Origin of the sequence: Actinomadura sp. KC216, assembly GCF_004348535.1 — a bacterium.
Taxonomy (GTDB): domain Bacteria; phylum Actinomycetota; class Actinomycetes; order Streptosporangiales; family Streptosporangiaceae; genus Spirillospora.
The window spans coordinates 1-19,630 of the sequence record NZ_SMJX01000150.1 but is presented as its reverse complement, the minus strand read 5'-3'; the positions used below and the strand labels follow the sequence as shown (position 1 = coordinate 19,630).

The 19,630-nt window shown below is 74.2% G+C and carries 16 protein-coding genes; 9 read left to right on the top strand and 7 right to left on the bottom strand.

Annotated elements, in window-relative coordinates:
• From E1264_RS24345 to pheT, 4 genes are all read left to right on the top strand, one after another.
• A partial coding sequence (locus E1264_RS24345) for an STAS domain-containing protein (RefSeq protein WP_132177344.1) occupies nt 1-383 on the top strand: 383 nt, incomplete at its 5' end.
• A 203-nt stretch (nt 384-586) separates the two neighbouring features.
• Nucleotides 587-1,681, top strand: a complete 1,095-nt coding sequence (locus tag E1264_RS24340; RefSeq protein ID WP_243711139.1) for an ATP-binding protein — start codon at nt 587-589, stop codon at nt 1,679-1,681.
• Between the two features lie 139 nt (nt 1,682-1,820).
• Nucleotides 1,821-2,930 (top strand): phenylalanine--tRNA ligase subunit alpha, encoded by a 1,110-nt coding sequence (gene pheS / locus E1264_RS24335; RefSeq protein ID WP_132177340.1) that lies wholly within the window; start codon nt 1,821-1,823, stop codon nt 2,928-2,930.
• Entirely contained in the window at nt 2,930-5,461 is a 2,532-nt protein-coding gene (gene pheT, locus E1264_RS24330; protein ID WP_132177338.1) for a phenylalanine--tRNA ligase subunit beta, read from the top strand. Before pheS ends, pheT begins: the two co-directional genes overlap by 1 nt.
• Nucleotides 5,462-5,518: 57 nt before the next feature.
• Here the strand turns inward: pheT and E1264_RS24325 are convergent, their stop codons facing one another.
• From E1264_RS24325 to E1264_RS24310, 4 genes are all read right to left on the bottom strand, one after another.
• A complete protein-coding gene (locus tag E1264_RS24325; RefSeq protein ID WP_132177336.1) occupies nt 5,519-6,313 on the bottom strand; it encodes an ABC transporter permease in 795 nt (264 codons plus the stop codon).
• The gene (locus E1264_RS24320; protein WP_132177334.1) at nt 6,310-7,095 is read right to left on the bottom strand and encodes an ABC transporter permease; all 786 of its coding nucleotides are present in this window, start codon (nt 7,093-7,095) and stop codon (nt 6,310-6,312) included. The genes E1264_RS24325 and E1264_RS24320 overlap by 4 nt, the downstream gene beginning before the upstream one ends.
• The gene (locus E1264_RS24315) at nt 7,092-8,045 is read right to left on the bottom strand and encodes an ABC transporter ATP-binding protein (protein ID WP_132177332.1); all 954 of its coding nucleotides are present in this window, start codon (nt 8,043-8,045) and stop codon (nt 7,092-7,094) included. Before E1264_RS24315 ends, E1264_RS24320 begins: the two co-directional genes overlap by 4 nt.
• Before the next feature lie 69 nt (nt 8,046-8,114).
• Entirely contained in the window at nt 8,115-10,850 is a 2,736-nt protein-coding gene (locus tag E1264_RS24310) for an AAA family ATPase (RefSeq protein WP_165964345.1), read from the bottom strand.
• Between the two features lie 250 nt (nt 10,851-11,100).
• Between E1264_RS24310 and E1264_RS24305 the strand changes: the two genes are divergently transcribed.
• The gene (locus E1264_RS24305) at nt 11,101-12,717 is read left to right on the top strand and encodes an ABC-F family ATP-binding cassette domain-containing protein (RefSeq protein ID WP_132177328.1); all 1,617 of its coding nucleotides are present in this window, start codon (nt 11,101-11,103) and stop codon (nt 12,715-12,717) included.
• Between the two features lie 149 nt (nt 12,718-12,866).
• Here E1264_RS24305 and E1264_RS24300 read toward each other — a convergent pair whose 3' ends face one another.
• From E1264_RS24300 to E1264_RS24290, 3 genes are read right to left on the bottom strand one after another with little or no spacing between them, the layout of a single operon-like run.
• Nucleotides 12,867-13,733 (bottom strand): ABC transporter permease, encoded by an 867-nt coding sequence (locus tag E1264_RS24300; protein ID WP_132177326.1) that lies wholly within the window; start codon nt 13,731-13,733, stop codon nt 12,867-12,869.
• Nucleotides 13,730-14,698: an ATP-binding cassette domain-containing protein gene (locus E1264_RS24295; protein ID WP_132177324.1), complete on the bottom strand. Its 969-nt coding sequence runs from the start codon at nt 14,696-14,698 to the stop codon at nt 13,730-13,732. The genes E1264_RS24300 and E1264_RS24295 overlap by 4 nt, the downstream gene beginning before the upstream one ends.
• Nucleotides 14,695-15,216: a MarR family transcriptional regulator gene (locus E1264_RS24290; protein WP_132177322.1), complete on the bottom strand. Its 522-nt coding sequence runs from the start codon at nt 15,214-15,216 to the stop codon at nt 14,695-14,697. The genes E1264_RS24295 and E1264_RS24290 overlap by 4 nt, the downstream gene beginning before the upstream one ends.
• A 136-nt stretch (nt 15,217-15,352) precedes the next feature.
• Between E1264_RS24290 and argC the strand changes: the two genes are divergently transcribed.
• The 4 genes from argC to E1264_RS24270 form a co-directional block, all read left to right on the top strand.
• The gene (gene argC, locus E1264_RS24285; RefSeq protein WP_132177320.1) at nt 15,353-16,381 is read left to right on the top strand and encodes an N-acetyl-gamma-glutamyl-phosphate reductase; all 1,029 of its coding nucleotides are present in this window, start codon (nt 15,353-15,355) and stop codon (nt 16,379-16,381) included.
• Nucleotides 16,378-17,535, top strand: a complete 1,158-nt coding sequence (gene argJ / locus E1264_RS24280) for a bifunctional glutamate N-acetyltransferase/amino-acid acetyltransferase ArgJ (protein WP_132177318.1) — start codon at nt 16,378-16,380, stop codon at nt 17,533-17,535. Before argC ends, argJ begins: the two co-directional genes overlap by 4 nt.
• Nucleotides 17,532-18,467 carry an acetylglutamate kinase gene (argB, locus tag E1264_RS24275; RefSeq protein ID WP_243711138.1) on the top strand — a complete coding sequence of 312 codons (936 nt, stop codon included), beginning with the start codon at nt 17,532-17,534 and terminating at the stop codon, nt 18,465-18,467. Before argJ ends, argB begins: the two co-directional genes overlap by 4 nt.
• A partial coding sequence (locus E1264_RS24270; protein WP_132177316.1) for an acetylornithine transaminase occupies nt 18,464-19,630 on the top strand: 1,167 nt, incomplete at its 3' end. The genes argB and E1264_RS24270, both read left to right, overlap by 4 nt.

Below are 19,630 nucleotides of genomic sequence, written 5' to 3'. Positions count from 1 at the left end.
CCCCGGACCCGGGCGTCATCGGCGAGCTGGAGGTCGAGATCGCGATGGTGCGCGGCGAGTCCGCGGTCGTCGTGGTGACCGGCGAGATCGACCTGCGCACCGCCGACACGCTCTGCGCGCGGCTCGTCGAGGCGCGCGGCGAGGGCCCGCGCCGGCTGGTGGTCGACTTCGCCGCCGTCGAGTTCTGCGACGCGGCCGGGCTCGGCGCCCTGGTCGGCGCGCGCAACAGGATCGCGGTGTCGGGCGGCGAGATATCGCTCGCCCGGGTCCGCCCGGCCCAGCTGCGGCTGCTGCGCATCACGGGGCTCGACCGCCTGTTCGCCGTCCACCCGGACGTGGCCTCCGCGCTCGCCGAGCACGACTCGTCCACGACCTCCAGGTGATGTCCGCGTCTCTGGCCGGCACCGGCCCTGGTGGGAGGGTGTTCCGGGGCGGCCGGAACCCCGCCCGGGGGCCACACATGCCTTGCCGCGGGGCGGTTTCCGGGTCCCGCAACGCGCCCGACTGCGGCTAGAGTCTCTTCTCGACAGGCCGCGTTCTCTTCGGTGTTCTGGAGGCCGCTGTGGGCGGAGAGGAACCCCCTCGCGTGGCCTCGCGCGCGCCCGCGGAAGGTTCCGGGGGCGCGCCCGATCCGGGCGGAGTGCCGCCCGACGACCTGCCCGACGGCCTGATCGTCGCCGGGCGCGACGCCCGCGTGGTGGTGTTCAACGCCGCCGCCACGCGGATGACCGGGATCACCGCCGCGTCCGCCCTGGGCCGCGACTTCCGCGACGTCCTGCCGCTGCACGACGCCGAGGGCCGCGACTGGTGGAAGTGCCTGGCCCCCTACGAGGGGCTGGCCACCCGCACCCGCCACCCCGAGCGCGCGCTGTTCCTGCCCGGCGGCACCGAGGTGCTCGTGACCGCCGCGTACCGGCGCGACCGCGACGGTAAGGTGGAGCGGTTCACGGTGTGCCTGCGCGACGCCCTGCAGCGCGCCCGCCGCGAACGCGACCGCGCCGACCTCGTCTCCACCGTCGCCCACGAGCTGCGGTCCCCGCTGACCAGCGTCAAGGGGTTCACCGCGACGCTGCTGGCCAAGTGGCACCGCTTCAACGACGACCAGAAGCGCGTGATGCTGGAGACCGTCAACGCCGACGCCGACCGCGTCACCCGGCTGATCACCGAGCTGCTGGACGTGTCCCGTATCGAGGCCGGCCGGCTGGAGATGCACCGCCAGGTCGTCGACATCCCCGAGGAGGTCCGCAAGGTCATCGCGGGCCGGGTCGCGGCCGGGGAGCCGGAGGAGCGCTTCAAGTTCGAGTCCCGCGGCGAGCTGCCGGAGATGTGGCTCGACCCCGACAAGATGGACCAGATCCTCGGTAACCTGGTCGAAAACGCGGTGCGCCACGGGGCGGGAACCGTCACCATCGTGGTGGAGCCGGACGCGCACAAGGAGGGAGCCGCCGTGTCGGTGCGCGACGAGGGCGAGGGCATACCGCCCGAGGCCGTCCCGCGCGTCTTCCGGCAGTTCTGGCGCGGCCCCGGCGGCAACCGCCGCGGCGGCACCGGCCTCGGGCTCTACATCGTCAAGGGGCTCGTCGAGGCGCACGGCGGCGTGATCACCGTGCGGCGGGCGCCCGGCGGCGGCGCCGAGTTCCGATTTACCGTGCCCGCAGGGGCCCCCGACTACGCCAGCTGAGCCCGGCGCGCATCGCCGGGACGGCCGGTCACCGGGGTCCCTGGGCGGGCCAGCGCGTTTCGCGCACGCTTTCCGGATCTTCACCGCCCGCGCACTAGACTGCGGGCGTCCCACGCCGACCGGAGTCGATCACACAGCCATGTCTGCACCCAACAAGTCCTACGATCCCGTCGAGGTGTCCGCGTTGCAGCCGGAAGAGCTCGAACGGGCCCGCGACGAGGCCCTCGCGGCCATCGCCGCCGCGGCCGATCTCGACGACCTGAAGCGGGTCCGCCTGGCGCACGCCGGCGACCGCTCGCCGCTGGCCCTCGCCAACCGCGAGATCGGCGCGCTGCCGCCCGCGGCCCGCGCCGACGCGGGCAAGCGCATCGGCGCCGCCCGCGGCGCCGTCGCCCAGGCGCTCAAGGAGCGCCAGGGCGAGCTGGAGGACGAGCGCGACCAGCGCGTCCTCGTCGAGGAGACCGTCGACGTCACCCTGCCGTGGGACCGCGCCCCGCGCGGCGCCCGGCACCCGCTGACCACCATGCAGGAGCGGATGGCGGACGTGTTCGTCTCGCTCGGCTTCGAGGTCTCCGAGGGCCCCGAGGTCGAGGCGGAGTGGTTCAACTTCGACGCCCTCAACTTCCTGCCCGACCACCCCGCGCGGACGATGCAGGACACGTTCTTCGTGGGGTCGGAGGGGTCCGGCCTGGTGATGCGGACGCACACCTCGCCGATGCAGATCCGGTCGCTGCTGTCGCGCGAGCTGCCGGTGTACGTGGTCGCGCCGGGACGCACGTTCCGCACCGACGAGCTGGACGCCACGCACAGCCCCGTCTTCCACCAGCTGGAGGGCCTCGCCGTCGACGAGGGCCTCACCATGGCCGACCTGCGCGGCGGCATCGACGCGTTCGTGTCCGGCATGTTCGGCGAGGGGCTGAAGACGCGGTTCCGGCCGTCGTACTTCCCGTTCACCGAGCCGTCCGGCGAGGTCGACATGCAGTGCTTCGTGTGCCGCGGCGCGTCCGCGGAGCCGGGCGGCGCCCCGTGCCGGACGTGCGCCTCGGAGGGCTGGATCGAGCTCGGCGGCTGCGGCATGGTCAACCCGCGGGTGCTGGTCGCCTGCGGTGTCGACCCGGACCGCTACAGCGGCTGGGCGTTCGGGCTCGGCGTCGACCGGGCGCTGATGTTCCGGCACGGCGTGGAGGACATGTACGACATGGTGGAGGGCGACGTCCGGTTCACCCTCCCGTTCGGGATGGAGATCTGATGCGGGCCCCGCTTTCCTGGGTGCGCGAGTACGCCGAGCTTCCGGCCGGTGTCACGGGACGCGCGCTGGCCGCCGAGCTGATCGCGGCGGGCCTGGAGGTCGAGACCGTCGAGCAGGCCGGTGCCGACATCACCGGCCCGCTCGTCGTCGGCGAGGTCCTCGCGTTCGAGGACCTGACCGAGTTCAAGAAGCCGATCCGGTACTGCCAGGTGAACGTCGGCAAGGCCAATGGCACCGGCGAGCCGCAGAACATCATCTGCGGCGCCACGAACTTCGCGGTCGGCGACCACGTCGTCGTGATCCTGCCGGGCGGCGTGCTGCCCGGCGGGTTCGAGATCGGCGCCCGCAAGACCTACGGCCGGGTGTCGGAGGGCATGATCTGCTCGGTCGCGGAGCTGGGCATCGGCGACGACCACGGTGGCATCCTCGTCCTGCCGCCCGACACGCCCGTCGGCGCCGACGCCGTCGAGCTGCTCGGGCTGCGCGACGACGTCCTCGACATCGCCGTCACGCCCGACCGCGGCTACGCCCTGTCGATCCGCGGCATCGCCCGCGAGGCCGCGACCGCCTACGGCGTCCCGTTCAAGGACCCGGCGCACGTAAACCTGCCGCCAAGGAGAGGGTCGAGCGGAGCTCGTCCTTTGAATGGTGGTGGGCGGGGGCTGGAGGACGGTGGGGAGTCGTATCCGGCGAGCATCGCCGACCCGACCGCGTGCGACCGGTTCGTGCTGCGGGAGGTGCGCGGCTTCGACCCGGACGCGCAGACCCCGACGTGGATGCGGGTCCGCCTGCACCGCGCCGGGATGCGCCCGGTGTCGCTGGCCGTCGACATCACCAACTACCTGATGCTGGAGCTCGGGCAGCCGCTGCACGCGTTCGACCGGGGCAAGCTCACCGGCCCGATCGTGGTGCGCCGCGCCGCCCCCGGCGAGAAGCTGGAGACGCTCGACCACGTCAGGCGGACCCTCGACCCGGAGGACATCCTCATCACCGACGAGTCGGGCCCGATCTCCATGGCGGGCACGATGGGCGGGCTCGCGACCGAGATCGACGAGCGGTCCTCCGACATGGTCATCGAGGCCGCGCACTTCGACGACATCGGCACCGCGCGGATGAGCCGCCGGCACCGGCTGCACAGCGAGGCGTCCTACCGGTTCGAGCGCGGCGTCGACCGCGAGCTGCCGCTGTACGCCTCCTACCGGGCGGTGCGGATGCTCGCCGAGCTCGGCGGTGCGGAGGTCATGCCCGGCGTCACGCACGCCGAGGCGCCGGTCGAGCGGGTCACGGTCACCATCGCCGCCGATCACCCCGACAAGGTGGCGGGCGTGACCTACGGGCGCGACACGGTCGTGAAGCGGCTGGAGCAGGTCGGCTGCACCGTCGAAGGGGACGACGTCCTCACGGTGACGCCGCCGTCGTGGCGTCCCGACCTCACCGACCCGAACGACCTCGCCGAGGAGGTCATCCGGCTGGAGGGCTACGAGGACATCCCGGCGCGGCCCCCGCACCCGGTCAAGGGGAAGGGGCTGACCGTCCGGCAGCGGCTGCGCCGCCGCGTCGGCCGCGCGCTCGCCGGGGCCGGGTACGTCGAGGCGCTGGCGTTCCCGTTCGTCGGCGAGAAGGACTGGGACGCCCTGCACCTTCCGTCCGACGACCCGCGCCGCCGGACGCTGCGGCTGGCGAACCCGATGTCGGAGGAGGAGCCGCTGCTGCGGACCACGCTGCTGCCCGGCCTGCTCAAGGTCCTGGCGCTGAACGTGGGACGCGGCTTCGGCGACGTCGCCCTGTTCGAGATGGGCGTGGTGTTCCGGCCGCACCCGGACGCGCCGGAGCGGGCGCCGCGCCTCGCGGTCGACCGGGGCCCGACGGCCGACGAGCTGGCCGCGCTCCAGGCGGCGCTGCCCGATCAGCCGCACCGGGTCGCGGTCGTGCTGTCCGGCGACCGGGAGCCGTCCGGCTGGTGGGGCGGGGGACGCCCGGCGCTGTGGGCGGACGCCATCGAGGCCGCCCGCACCGTGGCGCGCGAGGTCGGCGTGGAGCTGACGGTGAAGGCCGACCAGCACGCGCCGTGGCATCCGGGCCGCTGCGCCGCGCTCTACGTGGGCGACACGCTCGTCGGGCACGCGGGCGAGCTGCACCCGCGCGTCACGAAGGCGTTCGGGGTCCCGGCGCGGTCGTGCGCGATGGAGCTGGAGCTGCGCCGCCTCGGCGACCCGGTGACCGTCCGCGCGCCGCACGTGTCGAGCTACCCCGTCGCGACGCAGGACGTGGCGCTGATCGTCGACGAGGCGGTGCCCGCCGCCGAGGTGGAGGCGGCGCTGCGCGAGGGCGCCGGGGAGCTGCTGGAGGCGATCCGGCTGTTCGACGTCTACACCGGCGAGCAGGCGGGGGAGGGCCGCAAGTCGCTGGCGTACGCGCTGCGGTTCCGCGCCCCGGACCGGACGCTCACCGCCGAGGAGACGTCACGGGCCCGCGCCGGCGCGGTCGCGTCCGCGTCGGAGCAGACCGGCGCCGTTCTCCGCGGCGCCTGACGGGCGAGATCGAGCGCGCGCCCCGGGGACGATGCCCCTGGGGCGCGCGTTCGCGTGTCAGCCCGCGTAGTCGAGGCTCCCGTCGCGGCGGCCGGCGGAGACGAGGCGCTCCATCGACAGGGCCGCCACCGCGTACCAGCACGCCCCGACCAGCGCTTCGAGCGCGACCAGGCCCATGATGTGGCCGAGGGGCGCGCCGTCGAGGATCGCGCGGATCGCCTCCAGGCCGTGCACCACGGGCAGCGCGTGCACCGCGATCCGCAGCGGCTCGGGCCACACGCCGACCGGGACGTTCACGCCCCCGAACGTCATCACGATCCCGTAGGCGAAGTTCAGCACCAGCCACTCGACACCGCGCAGCCGCAGCGCCAGGCCCGCCAGGGCGCACCCGTACCCGTAGCTGCTGACGATGATCAGCACGATCACCGGGATCGCGTACGCGGCGCGCGGCCACGGCAGCGGGACGCCGAGCAGCGGCGGCAGCACGAACCACGCGACGAGCGAGCTCACCAGGCCGGTCGCCGTCCACTGCAGCCCGCGGCCCAGATAGACGGGCAGGTGCCCGGACGGCGCGATCGCCAGCAGCGGCAGCGTCCCCATCGCCCGCTCCCCGGCCAGCGAGATCACCACGATCGTGGACTCCATGCACGCCAGCACCACGATGTTGCCGACCAGCACGTACCGCATGGTCTGCTCGTCGCCGACGTAGCCGCCCAGCAGGGCGTAGAACGTGGCCTGGCACAGCAGGCGGACGAGCCACCCGAACGTCCACGTCCGCCACGTGTAGACGGCGCCCAGTTCGGCGAACCCGAGGATCAGCGATTCCCGGACGATCCGCAGCACGCCCCTCATGCGAAACCGACCGTCCCCTTGCGGCGGGCCTGGTCGACGTAGCGGCGCGTCAGCCACAGCCCAGCCGCCATCGCCGCCGCGCCCAGCCCCAGGATCGCCGCGACCGGCCATCCCCAGCCGTGCGCGTCCCCGCGGGCGGTGTCGCGCAGCAGCTCCGCGCTCCACGACAGGAACACCACGCGGCTGAACGGGTGCAGCCAGCCGGGCAGCACGGCCACCGGGACGAGGATCCCGCCGAGGATGTAGAACGGGTAGCCGAGCGAGTTCTGCAGCACCTCGCGGGCCCGCGACATCACGAACACCGCCGAGATGAGCGTCGCGGTCCCGACGGTCGCCAGGCAGGTCGCCGCGACCGCGACCGCGAACGGCACCGGGTCGGCGACCGTCACCACAGTCCCGAACGCCAGCGCCGCGACCAGCCACGACTCCGCGAACGCCGCCGCGCCCACCAGCACCACGGTGGCGACGCGTCCGGCGACGACCAGGCCCAGCGGGACGGGCGCCGCGATCATGGGGGAGAACCGCCCGGCCCAGCGGTCCTCGGTGACGACGCGTCCGGCGTAGTCGAGCGCCGCCACCCACAGCCCGATCAGGCCCGGCGCGAGGACGGCGTTCACGACGACGTCCGGGCGGTCCTCCGTCACCGCCAGCGCGAGCATCGTCGTCGTCTGCATGGGCGCGATCAGCAGGATGAGGGCGTGCTCCGGCCTCCGCCGCGACAGCGCGACCTGGAGCAGCACCGCCCGCCACGTCACGCGCAGCATCGCCCGCGCGCCGCTCATACCCGCATCCCCCGGTCGCCGACCGCGCGCAGGTAGACCTCTTCGAGCGTCGGACGGCCGCGCCGCGCGCTGAGCACGTCGCGGTCCACGAGCCAGGCGAGGACGCGGCGGGTGCCGTCCCGGTCGGCGGTGTGGACGCGCCACTGCCCGGGCGCACCGTCGCGCCGCTCCACATCGGTCACGCCGGGCAGCACCGCGACGGCCTCCGCGAGCGCCGGGTCCGGGTCGGTGTAGTCGACGCATTCGCGGTCGCCGAGGAACCGCCCGGCCTTCGCGGGCTCGCCGGTGAGCAGCATCCGGCCGCGGTCGATCAGCGTGACCCGGTCGCACAGCGCCGTCGCCTCGTCCATGTCATGGGTGGCGAGCAGGAACGTGCGCCCCTCGTCGCGCAGGTCGAGGACGAGCCGCCGGAACGCCGCGGCGGCGACCGGGTCGAGACCGGAGGTCGGCTCGTCGAGGAACAGCAGCCGCGGCTCGTGCAGCAGCCCGCGCGCCAGGTGGAGCCGCTGCCGCATCCCGCGCGAGAACCTCTCGACGGGGTCGTCGGCCCGGTCGGCGAGGCCCACCCGCTCCAGCAGCGCGCCGGAGCGGTCCCGGACCGTCCGGGCGTCGAGCTTGTAGAGGGCGCCCCAGAACAGCAGGTTGCGGCGCGCGGTCAGCCGGTCGTAGAGGCCCCGGTCGCCGCCAAGGACGAGCCCGACCAGCGCCCGGACGTCCCGCGTCGCGGACACGACGTCATGGCCGAGGACGCTCGCCGACCCGGCGGACGGCAGCAGCACCGTGGAGAGGATCTTGACGAGGGTGGTCTTGCCCGCGCCGTTCGGCCCGAGCAGCCCGTGGATCTCGTTCTGGTCGACGGTCAGGGACAGGTCGTCCAGCGCGACGACGTCGTCCCGGCGCCTGCGCGCGTAGACGCGGCGCAGGCCGGAGGTGCGGACGGCGGCTTCCATGCCACCACCGTTCAGCTAAGGCACGCCGCGCGGCCATAAGACGGCGGCTTATCGAGGGCGGCCCGGGACCTAAGCCAGCCCCCGGTCGCGGGCCGCCGCGGCGGCCTCGCCGCGCGAGGACACGCCGAACTTGGCGAGGATGCGCGAGACGTGCACGCTCGCGGTCTTGGGGGAGATGAACAGCTCGTCGGCGATCTCCCGGTTGGAGCGGCCGCGCGCCAGCAGCCGCAGCACCTGTGACTCGCGGGCGGTGAGCGGGCCGCCGTCCGGTCCGGCGAGGCCCGCGCGGCGGGCGCGCTCGGAGATCTCCCGGGCCAGCGGCGCGGCGCCGAGCCGGGCGGCGATCCCGGCGGCGCGCTCGAGGCGCGCACGGGCGGACGCGCGGTCCCCGGCGGACAGGTCGGCGCACGCGCCGGAGAACAGCGCCCGCGCCAGGGGATGGGGCTGAGCCATTCCCTCCCACGCGGCGATCACGGCGTCCCACGCGGCAGGGCCGCCGGTCAGCGCGGTCACGGCCGCCGCGTGCGCCCGCGCCACGGGCGTCGCGGCGGGCAGCCGCGCGGCGAGCGCCGCGATCTCGGCCAGCCGGGGGCCTCCGGCGTACGCGGCGGCCTCCAGCAGCGGCCACAGGTGGCAGGGCTGCACGGTCAGCCGGGGATGGCGCAGGACGGCGTCCACCGTGGCACGCGCGGCCGGGCGGTCGTCCTCCGCCAGCCGCCACTCGATGATCATCTGGGCGAGCGGCAGCGTCGTCTGCGGGAACCCGGCGTCGAGCGGGACGGCGAGCGCCTCCGGGTCGGGCGCGGGCCCGTGCCCCCGGGCGGCCAGCAGGGCGGTCCGCCAGATCATCATCTGCAGCCGGAACGCGGGCGCGTGATGCCGGTCCAGGCGTTCCTGGAGCGTCCCGGCGGCCTCCTCAAAGCGGCCGAGCCGGTAGAGCGCCTCGACCTGGTTGACGGCCAGTGGGAGCCCCGAGCTGTGCGCGAGCCCGGAGTCCTCCGCGACGGCGAGCCCCTCCACCGCCAGCGCCAGCGCGCTCTCGGCGCGGCCCATGCTCAGATGGCAGTGCGCCAGCGTGTTCAGCACGGGGACGAGCTCCCCGGGGCCGGGGCCGGGGCCGGCGTGCCGGAGCCGTTCCAGCGCCGACGTGTCGCCGGAGCCGTCCCGCGCCGCGGCCGCGGCGGCGGTGATCTCCAGGTGGGGGACGGCCGGATGGCCCCCGGCCGCGCGGGCGAGCCGCAGCCCCTCGCGGGCGAGGCGCTCGCCCTCGTCCATCTCGCCGTAGACGAGCAGCCGGCCGCTCACCCGCGCGAGGACGGGCACGCGGACCGGGCCGGTGGCGAGCCGCTCGGCCGCCCACAGGTCGTCCAGCTCGTCCTCCGCGCCCGCGAAGCCGCGCATCATCGCCCGGACCGTCAGCCGCCACGCGGTCCGGTCCGGGTCGCCCTCGCCGGTCTCGTCCAGCGCCCGCTGGATGAGGGGCAGGCCCCGTTCCGGGTCGCCGATCGAGCCCGCGGCCTCCGCCGCCGCCTCCAGCACCCGGTCATGGGGCAGGCCGGTGAGGGCGGCGGCGTCGGGCACCCGGTCCCACAGGTCGAGGACGCGTTCCAGCAGCGACAGCCGCTCGGCGTGCGCGGCAGCCGCGTGGCGCTCCCGGGCGGCCCGCCACGCCGCGGCCAGGGCCCGGGCGTGGTCGCCGCACCCCTGCCAGTGGACGGCCAGCGCGCTCGCGGGCGCGTCGCTGAGTTCCGGCGACCGCTCGATCGTCTCGGCGTAGCGGCGGTGGAGGGCGGAGCGTTCGCCGGGCAGCAGGTCCTCGTGGACGGCCTCGCGGATGAGCGCGTGCCGGAACGCGTAGCCGTCGCCGTCGGCGACCAGCAGCCCGTGGTCGGCGGCCGGGCGCAGCGCCGCGCTCAGACCGGGATCGGACAGGCCGGTCACGGCCGCCAGCAGGCCGTGCCCGACCCGGTCGCCGGAGGCGCTCGCCGCGCGCAGCGCCGCGCGGGCGGCCCCGGGCAGCCGCCGGACGCGGGCGAGCAGCAGCTCGCGCAGCGACCCGGGCACCGCCGGGCCCGCGCTCCCGACGAGCGCCTCGACGAACAGCGGGTTGCCGCCGCCGCGCGCGTGCACGTCCCGCACCAGGGCCGGGTCGGCGGCCCCGAGGATGCCGCGCACCTGGTCGGCGACCTCGGCGCGGGTCAGCGGCGGCAGGTCCAGCCGGGTCACGTGGGGGAGCCGGGCCAGATCGGCGAACAGCGGGCGGGTGCCGGGCTCCTCCGGACGGAAGGTCACCACCAGCAGAACCCCCGCCCGCGGCGGGTTCCGGAACAGGAAGGACAGCAGATCCCGCGTGGAGTGGTCGGCCCAGTGCGCGTCCTCCACCACCAGCGTGACCGGTTCGCCCGCGCCGAGCCGTTCGGCCAGCGCCAGGACGTGCTCGAACAGCCGCATCTGCCCGGTGCCGTCGTCCGGCGGGGGCTCGGCCGCCGTGAGCCCCGGCATCAGCCGCGCGAGCTCCGGCAGCGCGGCCGAGGGCATCAGCGAGGCGACGGCGTCCCGGCCGAGGCGCCGCAGGATCGCGGTGAACGGCGCGTACGGCAGGCTCGCGGCGCCGAGATCGAGGCAGGCCCCGGTCAGCGCGCGGGCGTCCCGCGCGAACTCGGCGACGAGGCGCGTCTTGCCGCCGCCCGCCTCCCCGCCGACGAGCACGGCGGCGGGCTCGCCCCCGCGGGCGCGCGCGTGCGCGGCGCGTAACGCGGCGAGCTCGGCGGCGCGCCCGGCGAACACGGGACTGACGGATGCCACCGGCCCAGGATGCCGCATTTGTATCGCGGCGAGGCATCGAGTATTCTCGTCGCCGTCACATCGCCGCCCGGCAGGGGAGTCCATTGAGGATCTGAGGTCCGACACCGCGCACCGGCCGTCCATCGGCCCGCGCACGTGACCTCAGTACGGACTCCCGTCTCGCCGGGCTTTTCCATGCCCGCCGGCGCGTCGCGCGTTCCGCGGTGTCTCCATGCGTCCCGCACCTGCTCATCACCATGGAGACCGCCCCATGTCATTCGCCATCGTCTGCTCTGACCTGTCGTTCGCCTGGCCGGATGGCACGCCCGTCCTGGACGGCCTGGACATCGCGTTCGGCACCGGCCGGACGGGCCTGATCGGCGTCAACGGCTCCGGCAAGTCCACCCTGCTGAAGATCATCGCCGGTGAGCTGCGGCCCGCGTCCGGCACCGTCGCCGCCGAGGGGGAGATCGGCTACCTGCCGCAGAACCTCGTCCTGGACGACGCCGCGGCCGTCGCGGACCTGCTCGGCATCGCCGAGGCCCTCGCCGCGCTGCACGCCATCGAGCGCGGCGAGGCCACGGAGGAGAACTTCGCCGCCGTCGGGGACGACTGGGACGTCGAGGAACGCGCCCGCGCCGAACTCGACCGGCTCGGCCTCGACCACCTGGGCCTCGACCGGACCGTCCGGACGCTGTCCGGCGGCGAGGCCGTGATGGTCGCGCTCGCCGCGAGGTTCCTCGCCCGCCCCGACGTCCTGCTGCTGGACGAGCCGACCAACAACCTCGACCTGGACGCCCGACACCGCCTGTACGACGCGATCGCGTCCTGGACGGGCGTGCTCGTCGTCGTCAGCCACGACCGGGAGCTGCTCGACCGGGTCGACGAGATCGCCGACCTGCGCGACGGCGCCGTCCGGACGTTCGGCGGGAACCTGTCCGCCTACGAGGAGCTGCTCGCGGTCGAGCAGGAGGCCGCCGAGCGGACGGTCCGCGCCGCCGAGACCGACGTCCGCCGCCAGAAACGCGACCTGCGGGAGGCGCACGTCAAGCTGGCCCGCCGCAGGCGCTACGGCGCCAAGATGGAGGCGAGCAAGCGCGAACCGAAGATCGTGATGGGGGAGCGCAAGCGGCAGGCGCAGGTGTCGGCGGGCAAGCACCGCATCATGCACGAGGAGCGCCTCGCGGGCGCCCGCGACCGGCTCACCGAGGCCGAGGAGGCGCTCCGCGACGACGCCGAGATCCGCGTCAAGCTGCCCGCCACCCGCGTCCCCGCCGGGCGGACCGTCGCGGCCGTGACGGGCCTCACCGCGCCCGAACCCGAGGTCGGCACCCTCGCCGAGCTGATCCTCCAGGGCCCGGAGCGGATCGCGCTGACCGGCCCGAACGGCTCGGGCAAGACCACGTTCCTGCGGACGCTGCTGGGCGAGCGCGTCCCCGAAGGAGTCGCGGTCAACCTCGCCGTGGACGGCGTCCGGTATTTGCCGCAGCGCCTCGACGTCCTCGACGACCACCTCACCGTCATCGACAACGTCCGCCTGCGGGCGCCGTCGGCGAAGCCGTCCGAGATCAGGGCGGGCCTGGCACGGTTCCTGTTCCGCGGCGCGCGCGCCGAGCAGCCCGCGGGGACGCTCTCGGGCGGCGAGCGCTTCCGCGCCGTCCTCGCGTCGCTGCTGCTCGCCGAGCCCGCCCCGCAGCTGCTCCTGCTGGACGAGCCGACGAACAACCTCGACATGGCGAGCGCCGCGCAACTGTCCCAGGCCCTGGCCGCCTACCAGGGCGCCCTGATCGTGGTCAGCCACGACGTCCCGTTCCTGCGGACCCTGGACATCACCCGCTGGCTCCGCATGGACCGCGCAACGGGCCTGACCGAGATCGACCCGATGTAGAACACCCACGTGGAGGAGACCTCGCACGACCCGCCGACGCAGGCGACCGGAGCGACGCCACGCAACCCGCACGGGCACGCCAGACCGCAACGGCGGCGTGAGGATCGCCTGCGTCGCGACGGGGGTTCCAGGGGGTCGACCCCTGGGGACTACGTGAGGACGCGTTTGGTGAAGGTGCGCATCGATGCCCAGGTCAGCAGGATCGTCCCGCCCAGGATGGCAAGCAGGAACGCCCACGCGGGCATGTGCGGGACGTCGGGTGTCAGCGCGCTGCGCAGGCCCTCGCTGACGTACACCAGCGGGTTGAACAGGCTGACGATCTGCAGCCAGCGGATGTCGTCCAGCGCCGACCACGGGTAGTACACGCAGCCCAGCATGGTCATCGGCAGCAGCACCATCGCGAACAGGACCTGGACCTTCTGCGGGTTCATCAGCGTGCCCAGCAGCAGCCCGCCCGCGGCCGACAGCAGCGACCCGGCGACCATCACCAGGATGAGGACGGGCCAGTTGTCCACGTGCACCTCGGGCGCCTGGCCCTCGGCGTGGATGAGCAGTACGGCGGGGAACACCAGCAGCCCGCCGATGAGGCCCTGCGTCGCCGCGGCGATGATCTTCTGGGCGGCCAGCAGCGGGATCGGCACCGGGGCCAGCGCCCGGTCGGTGATCGACTTCTGCCAGTTCAGCTCCATCATCAGCGGGAAGATCACCGCCATCATCGCCTGCATGATGATGGACGAGCCGACCAGCCCGGGGACGAGGATCGTGGAGAACGTCGGCCCGCCGGGCCCGCCCGCCATCGCGCCGCCGCCGAGCTTCGGCAGGACGTAGGCGAACACGAACACGAACATCACCGGCTGCACCAGCACCCGCGTGAACGTGGACACGAAGTTCTTGCGCATGACGCGCCCCTCGCGGGCCATCATCGCGGCGAACGTGCGGGGCAGCGTCGCCCGCGCGGGCGGCGGCGGCGCGAGAACGGCGGGCGTGGCGGCCGCCGGGGCGGCGGAGGCGCTCATTCGCGGTACTCCCTTCCGGTGAGGGTGAGGAAGACGGTCTCCAGGCTGGGGCGGAGCTGGGTGGCGTCGGTGACGCCGACACCGGCGCGGGAGCCGATCGTGACCAGCTCGCCGAGGAGGCCGTCGGGGTCGGCGGCGAAGACGCGGACCTGGCCGTCGTTGACCTCGACCCTGCCGATGCCGTCCCGGTCGGCGAGGGCGTGGATGCCGTCCGGCGCGGCGGCGTCGTAGGTGACGGTGATGACGGTGTCGGCGCCCGTGCTGGACTTCAGCTCGTCCACCGTGCCGCTGGCGAGGACCCTGCCGTGGTCGACGACCGCGACCCGGTCGCAGAGCGCCTCGGCCTCCTCCATGTAGTGGGTGGTGAGCAGGATGGTCTGCCCGGCGGCCTGGAGGCCGCGCAGCACCTCCCACAGGTTGGTGCGGGTCTGCGGGTCGAGCCCGGCGGTCGGCTCGTCCAGGAACAGCACCTCGGGGCCGTGCATGAGGGCCCGGCAGATCATGACCCGCTTGGCCTGCCCGCCGGATATCTCGAACGGGTTGCCGCCGCGCTGCTCGGTCAGCCCGAACAGTTCCAGCAGCTCGCCCGCGCGCCTGCGGGCGTCGCGGGCGCCGAGGCCGAAGTAGCGGCCGCGGAACTCCAGGTTCTCGGCGACGGTCAGGTCGCTGTCGAGGGTGTTGTTCTGCGACACGACGCCGATGCGGCGCTTGATCTCGACGGCGTCCCGCACCACGTCGAGGCCGCACACGCGGGCGGTGCCGCCGGTCGGCACGACGAGGGTGGTGAGCATCCCGATGGTGGTCGACTTGCCCGCGCCGTTCGGGCCGAGCAGCCCGAAGAACTCGCCGCGCGGGACGTCCAGGTCGATGCCCCGCACGGCGGGCACCTCGGGCCGCGGCCCGGACGCCGGATAGGTCTTCTTGAGGCCGACCGTCCTGACGGCGGCTTCTGGGGGTTCGGTCACGCGCCGCCTCCCTTCGCTTCTTCGCTGTGAGAGCCGTGTGAATCGTCCTCTTCGGCCGGGAAGTCCTCGAACCGTTTGATGAGGCCGACGAGGAACCGCCGGACGGCGGCCTCGTCGCCCTCGTCCAGCACGTCGTAGACGCGCGCGAGGTCGCGCCCGATGAGCTGCGACTTCTCCGCGACCAGCCGCCGGCCCGAGTCGGTGATGCGCAGCATCACCCCGCGCCGGTCGCGGTACGACCGCTCGCGCCGGACGTGCCCGTTGCGCTCCAGCGTGTCGACGACGGAGGTGACGGTCGCGGGGGTGACGAGCAGCCGCTTGGCGACCTCGCCGGGGCGCAGCCCGTCCTCGACGACCAGCAGCCGGAGCACGAAGAATCCGGCCGGGGTCATGCCGTGCTTCTCGATGACCCGCGAGACCACCGGCTGGGCCAGCCGTGACGCCAGGCCGAAGAGCCTGCCGATCGGCCATTCCTCCAAGGGGCGGACCTGCAGATCGGCGAAGCCGAGGTTCTCCATGGCCGTGATGTTAGAGCCCTGATGGTTAGAGGGCAAATCTTTAGGCAGCTAAATACACGGTGGCGCTCGTCTCAGTCGGCCGGGCCGAGCCGATCCGGCTTTGAATAGTCATCCAGCGTCATGCATACTCTTGCTCATGGGAATCCGGACGGCGGTCGCCGGCGCCAGCGGCTACGCGGGCGGCGAGCTGCTGCGCATCCTGGCGGGACATCCAGAGTTCGAGATCGGCGCGCTGACGGCGGGCGCCAACGCCGGCACCGAGCTGGGCGCGCACCAGCCCCACCTGCGATCCCTGGCCGGACGCGTCCTCGCCGAGACGACCCCGGAGACGCTGTCCGGCCACGACGTCGTGTTCCTGGCGCTGCCGCACGGCCAGTCCGGCCCGCTCGCCGCGCAGCTCGGCGAGGACGTCCTGGTCATCGACTGCGGTGCCGACCACCGGCTCACCGACGCGGCCGACTGGGAGCGGTTCTACGGAACGTCCCACGCGGGCGCCTGGCCCTACGGCCTGCCCGAGCTGCCCGGGCAGCGGGACGCGCTGCGCGGCGCCCGGCGCGTCGCCGTCCCCGGCTGCTACCCGACCGCCGTCACGCTCGCGCTGTTCCCGGCGTTCGCCGCCGGGCTCGCCGAACCCGACGTCGTCGTGGTCGCCGCGTCCGGCACCTCCGGCGCGGGACGGGCCCTCAAACCGCACCTGCTGGGCAGCGAGGTGATGGGCTCGGTGTCCGCCTACGCCGTCGGCGGCACGCATAGGCATACACCGGAGATGGTCCAGAACCTCAGCGCCGTCGCGGGCGAACCGGTCACGGTCTCCTTCACGCCGACGCTCGCGCCGATGAGCCGCGGCATCCTCGCCACCTGCACGGCCAAGGCCCGTCCCGGCGTCACCGCCGCCGCCCTGCGGGGCGCCTACGCGAAGGCGTACGGCGGAGAGCCGTTCCTCGGCCTGCTGCCGGACGGCCAGTGGCCCGCCACGTCCATGACGCTCGGCGCCAACACCGCGCTCGTCCAGGTCGCGCTGGACGAGTCCGCCGGACGCGTCGTCGCCGTAGCCGCCGTCGACAACCTCGCCAAGGGCACCGCGGGCGGCGCCGTGCAGAGCGCCAACCTCGCCCTCGGCCTCCCCGAAGAACTCGGCCTGACCACGATCGGAGTGTCCCCTTGAGCGTCACCGCACCCCGGGGCTTCCGCGCCGCCGGCGTCGTCGCGGGGCTGAAGCCCAGCGGCAACCGCGACCTGGCCCTCGTCGTCAACGACGGGCCGTCCCGCGCGGCCGCCGGCGTCTTCACCCGCAACCGCGTGAAGGCGGCGCCCGTCCTGTGGTCGGAGCAGGTCCTCAAGGGCGGGCGCGTCCACGCCGTCGTCCTGAACGCGGGCGGCGCCAACGCCTGCACGGGCGCGCCCGGCTTCCGGGACACGCACGCCACGGCCGAGAGGGTCGCCGAGGTCCTGGACGACTCCGCCGGCGAGGTCGCCGTCTGCTCCACCGGCCTGATCGGCGAGCGGCTCCCGATGGACCTGCTGCTCCCCGGCGTCGACAAGGCCGCCGCGGAGCTGTCGCGCGGCGACGGCGGGCTCGCCGCCGCCGACGCGATCCGGACCACCGACACCGTCGCGAAGATCTCCTTCCGGCCGGGCGCGGGCGGCTACATGATCGGCGCGATGGCGAAGGGCGCGGGCATGCTCGCCCCGTCCCTGGCGACCATGCTCAGCGTGATCACCACCGACGCCGACCTGCCCGCCGACGTGCTGGACCGGGCGCTGCGCGCGGCCACCGGCGCCACCCTCGACCGGCTCGACTCCGACGGCTGCATGTCCACCAACGACACGGTGCTGCTGCTGGCGTCCGGCGCGTCCGGGGTCGTCCCGGGCGAGGAGGAGTTCACCGCGCTGCTCACCGACGTGTGCGCCGACCTGACCCGGCAGCTGCTCGTGGACGCCGAGGGCGCCTCCAAGGCGATCGCGATCGAGGTCGTCGGCGCCGCGTCCACCGATGACGCGGTCACCGTCGGGCGCTCCATCGCCCGCAACAACCTCCTCAAGTGCGCCATCCACGGCGAGGACCCGAACTGGGGCCGGGTGCTCTCGGCGGTCGGCACCACCGACGCGGTGTTCGAGCCCGACGAGCTGAACGTCGCGATCAACGGCGTGTGGGTGTGCCGGAACGGCTCGTTCGGCGACGACCGCGACAAGGTCGACCTGCGCCCCCGCGACGTGACGATCACCGTCGACCTGTCGGCGGGCCCGCACAGCGCGACCGTCTGGACGACCGACCTCACGGCCGACTACGTCCACGAGAACTCTGCGTACTCCACATGAGCGCGGTCACCTCGGGCGCGGAGCTGCGCCAGAACCGGGTGGGCGTCATGGCCAAGGCCGAGACGCTGATCAAGGCGCTGCCGTGGCTGGAGCGGTTCCACGGCACCACCGTCGTGATCAAGTACGGCGGGCACGCGATGACCGACGAGGAGCTGCGCCACTCCTTCGCCGAGGACGTCGTGTTCCTGCGCTACGCCGGGCTGAAGCCGGTGATCGTGCACGGCGGCGGCCCGCAGATCAACGCGGCGCTCGCCCGCAACGGCATCGACTCGACGTTCACCGCCGGGCTGCGCGTGACGACGCCGGAGGCGATGGAGGTCGTCCGGATGGTGCTCACCGGGCAGGTGCAGCGCGACGTCGTCGGCCTGATCAACCGGCACGGCCCGTTCGCGCTCGGCATGTCCGGCGAGGACGCGCACCTGTTCACCGCCGAGCGCAAGCACGCGGTCGTGGACGGCGAGCCCGTCGACATCGGCCAGGTCGGCGAGATCGTCGAGGTGCAGGTCGGGGCCGTCCGGGCGCTGCTGGACGACGGCCGCATCCCGGTGATCTCCAGCATCGCGCGCGGCGACGACGGCGAGGTCTACAACGTCAACGCCGACACCGCCGCCGCCGCGCTCGCCGTCGCGCTGGACGCCGCCAAGCTCGTCGTCCTCACCGACGTCGACGGCCTGTACGCCGACTGGCCCGACAGCGACGACGTGATCGACAGCCTCACCACCGACGAGCTGGCCGTCCTGCTGCCGGACCTGTCCGCCGGGATGGTCCCGAAGATGGAGGCGTGCCTGACGGCCGTGCGCGGCGGCGTCCCGCAGGCCCACGTGCTGGACGGGCGCGTCCTGCACTCCCTCCTCCTGGAGATCTTCACCGACGAAGGGATCGGAACGATGGTGCTCCCCAGCCCCCCGGGCCCGAAGCAGGCAAAGGCATGAGCGACCTCAGGGAACGGTTCGAGGCCGCGTTCATGCCGAACTACGGCGTCCCGCCGCTGCCGCTCGCGCGCGGCGAGGGCTGCCGGGTGTGGGACGCCGAGGGCCGCGAGTACCTCGACCTGATCGCCGGGATCGCGGTCACCTCCCTCGGGCACGGCCACCCGGCCCTCGTCGAGGCGGTGTCGTCGCAGGTCGCGACGCTGGCGCACACGTCCAACCTGTTCCTGCACGAGCCGGAGGTGCTGCTCGCCGAGCGGCTCCGCGAGCTGCTCGGCGGCGACGGGAAGGTGTTCCTCAGCAACAGCGGCACCGAGGCGAACGAGTGCGCGCTGAAACTCGCCATCAAGTACGGGAAGGCCAACGGCCGCTCGTACTTCGTCGCGGCCGAGAACGGCTTCCACGGCCGCAGCATGGGCGCCCTGTCGCTGACCGGGAAGGCGGCGATCCGGGAGCCGTTCGGGCCGTACGGCATCGACGTCCGGTTCGTCCCCTACGGTGACGCCGGCGCGCTCAAGGCCGCCGTAAACGAGAACTGCGCCGCCGTGTTCCTGGAGCCCACGCAGGGCGAGGCCGGGGTCGTCCCGCCGCCCGACGGGTACTTCGCCGCCGCCCGCGCCGTCTGCGACGCGACCGGCGCGCTGTTCGTCGCCGACGAGATCCAGTCCGCGATCGGCCGGACGGGCACCTGGTTCGCGTTCCAGCACGAGGACGCCGAACCCGACATCCTGACCCTGGCGAAGGGCCTCGGCGGCGGCCTGCCGATCGGCGCGTGCGTCGCGTTCGGCCCGCACGGCCGCCTGTTCGCGAAGGGCGACCACGGCAGCACCTTCGGCGGCAACCCCGTGAGCGCCGCCGCCGCGCTCGCCGTCCTCACCACGATCGAGAAGGACGGCCTGCTCGCCAACGCCGCCTCGGTGGGGGAGATCCTGGCCGGCGGCCTCCGCGCCATCGACCACCCCCTGCTCGGCGGCGTCCGGGGCCGCGGGCTGTGGCGCGCCGCCGTCCTCACCGGCCCGCACGCGCCCGCCGCCGAGGCCGCCGCCCGCGACGCCGGCTTCCTGATCAACGCGGTCGCGCCGGACGCCCTGCGCATCGCCCCGCCGCTCGTCCTCACCGCCGGGCAGGCGCGGTCGTTCACCGCCGCCTTCCCCGCGATCCTCGAC

Bases quoted from the DNA above. Each gene is read 5' to 3' on its own strand.
- pheS (WP_132177340.1), top strand. From the start codon at position 1,821: ATGTCTGCACCCAACAAGTCCTACGATCCCGTCGAGGTGTCCGCGTTG.
- pheT (WP_132177338.1), top strand. From the start codon at position 2,930: ATGCGGGCCCCGCTTTCCTGGGTGCGCGAGTACGCCGAGCTTCCGGCC.
- E1264_RS24325 (WP_132177336.1), bottom strand. From the start codon at position 6,313: ATGAGGGGCGTGCTGCGGATCGTCCGGGAATCGCTGATCCTCGGGTTC.
- E1264_RS24320 (WP_132177334.1), bottom strand. From the start codon at position 7,095: ATGAGCGGCGCGCGGGCGATGCTGCGCGTGACGTGGCGGGCGGTGCTG.
- E1264_RS24315 (WP_132177332.1), bottom strand. From the start codon at position 8,045: ATGGAAGCCGCCGTCCGCACCTCCGGCCTGCGCCGCGTCTACGCGCGC.
- E1264_RS24305 (WP_132177328.1), top strand. From the start codon at position 11,101: ATGTCATTCGCCATCGTCTGCTCTGACCTGTCGTTCGCCTGGCCGGAT.
- E1264_RS24300 (WP_132177326.1), bottom strand. From the start codon at position 13,733: ATGAGCGCCTCCGCCGCCCCGGCGGCCGCCACGCCCGCCGTTCTCGCG.
- E1264_RS24290 (WP_132177322.1), bottom strand. From the start codon at position 15,216: ATGGAGAACCTCGGCTTCGCCGATCTGCAGGTCCGCCCCTTGGAGGAA.
- argC (WP_132177320.1), top strand. From the start codon at position 15,353: ATGGGAATCCGGACGGCGGTCGCCGGCGCCAGCGGCTACGCGGGCGGC.
- argB (WP_243711138.1), top strand. From the start codon at position 17,532: ATGAGCGCGGTCACCTCGGGCGCGGAGCTGCGCCAGAACCGGGTGGGC.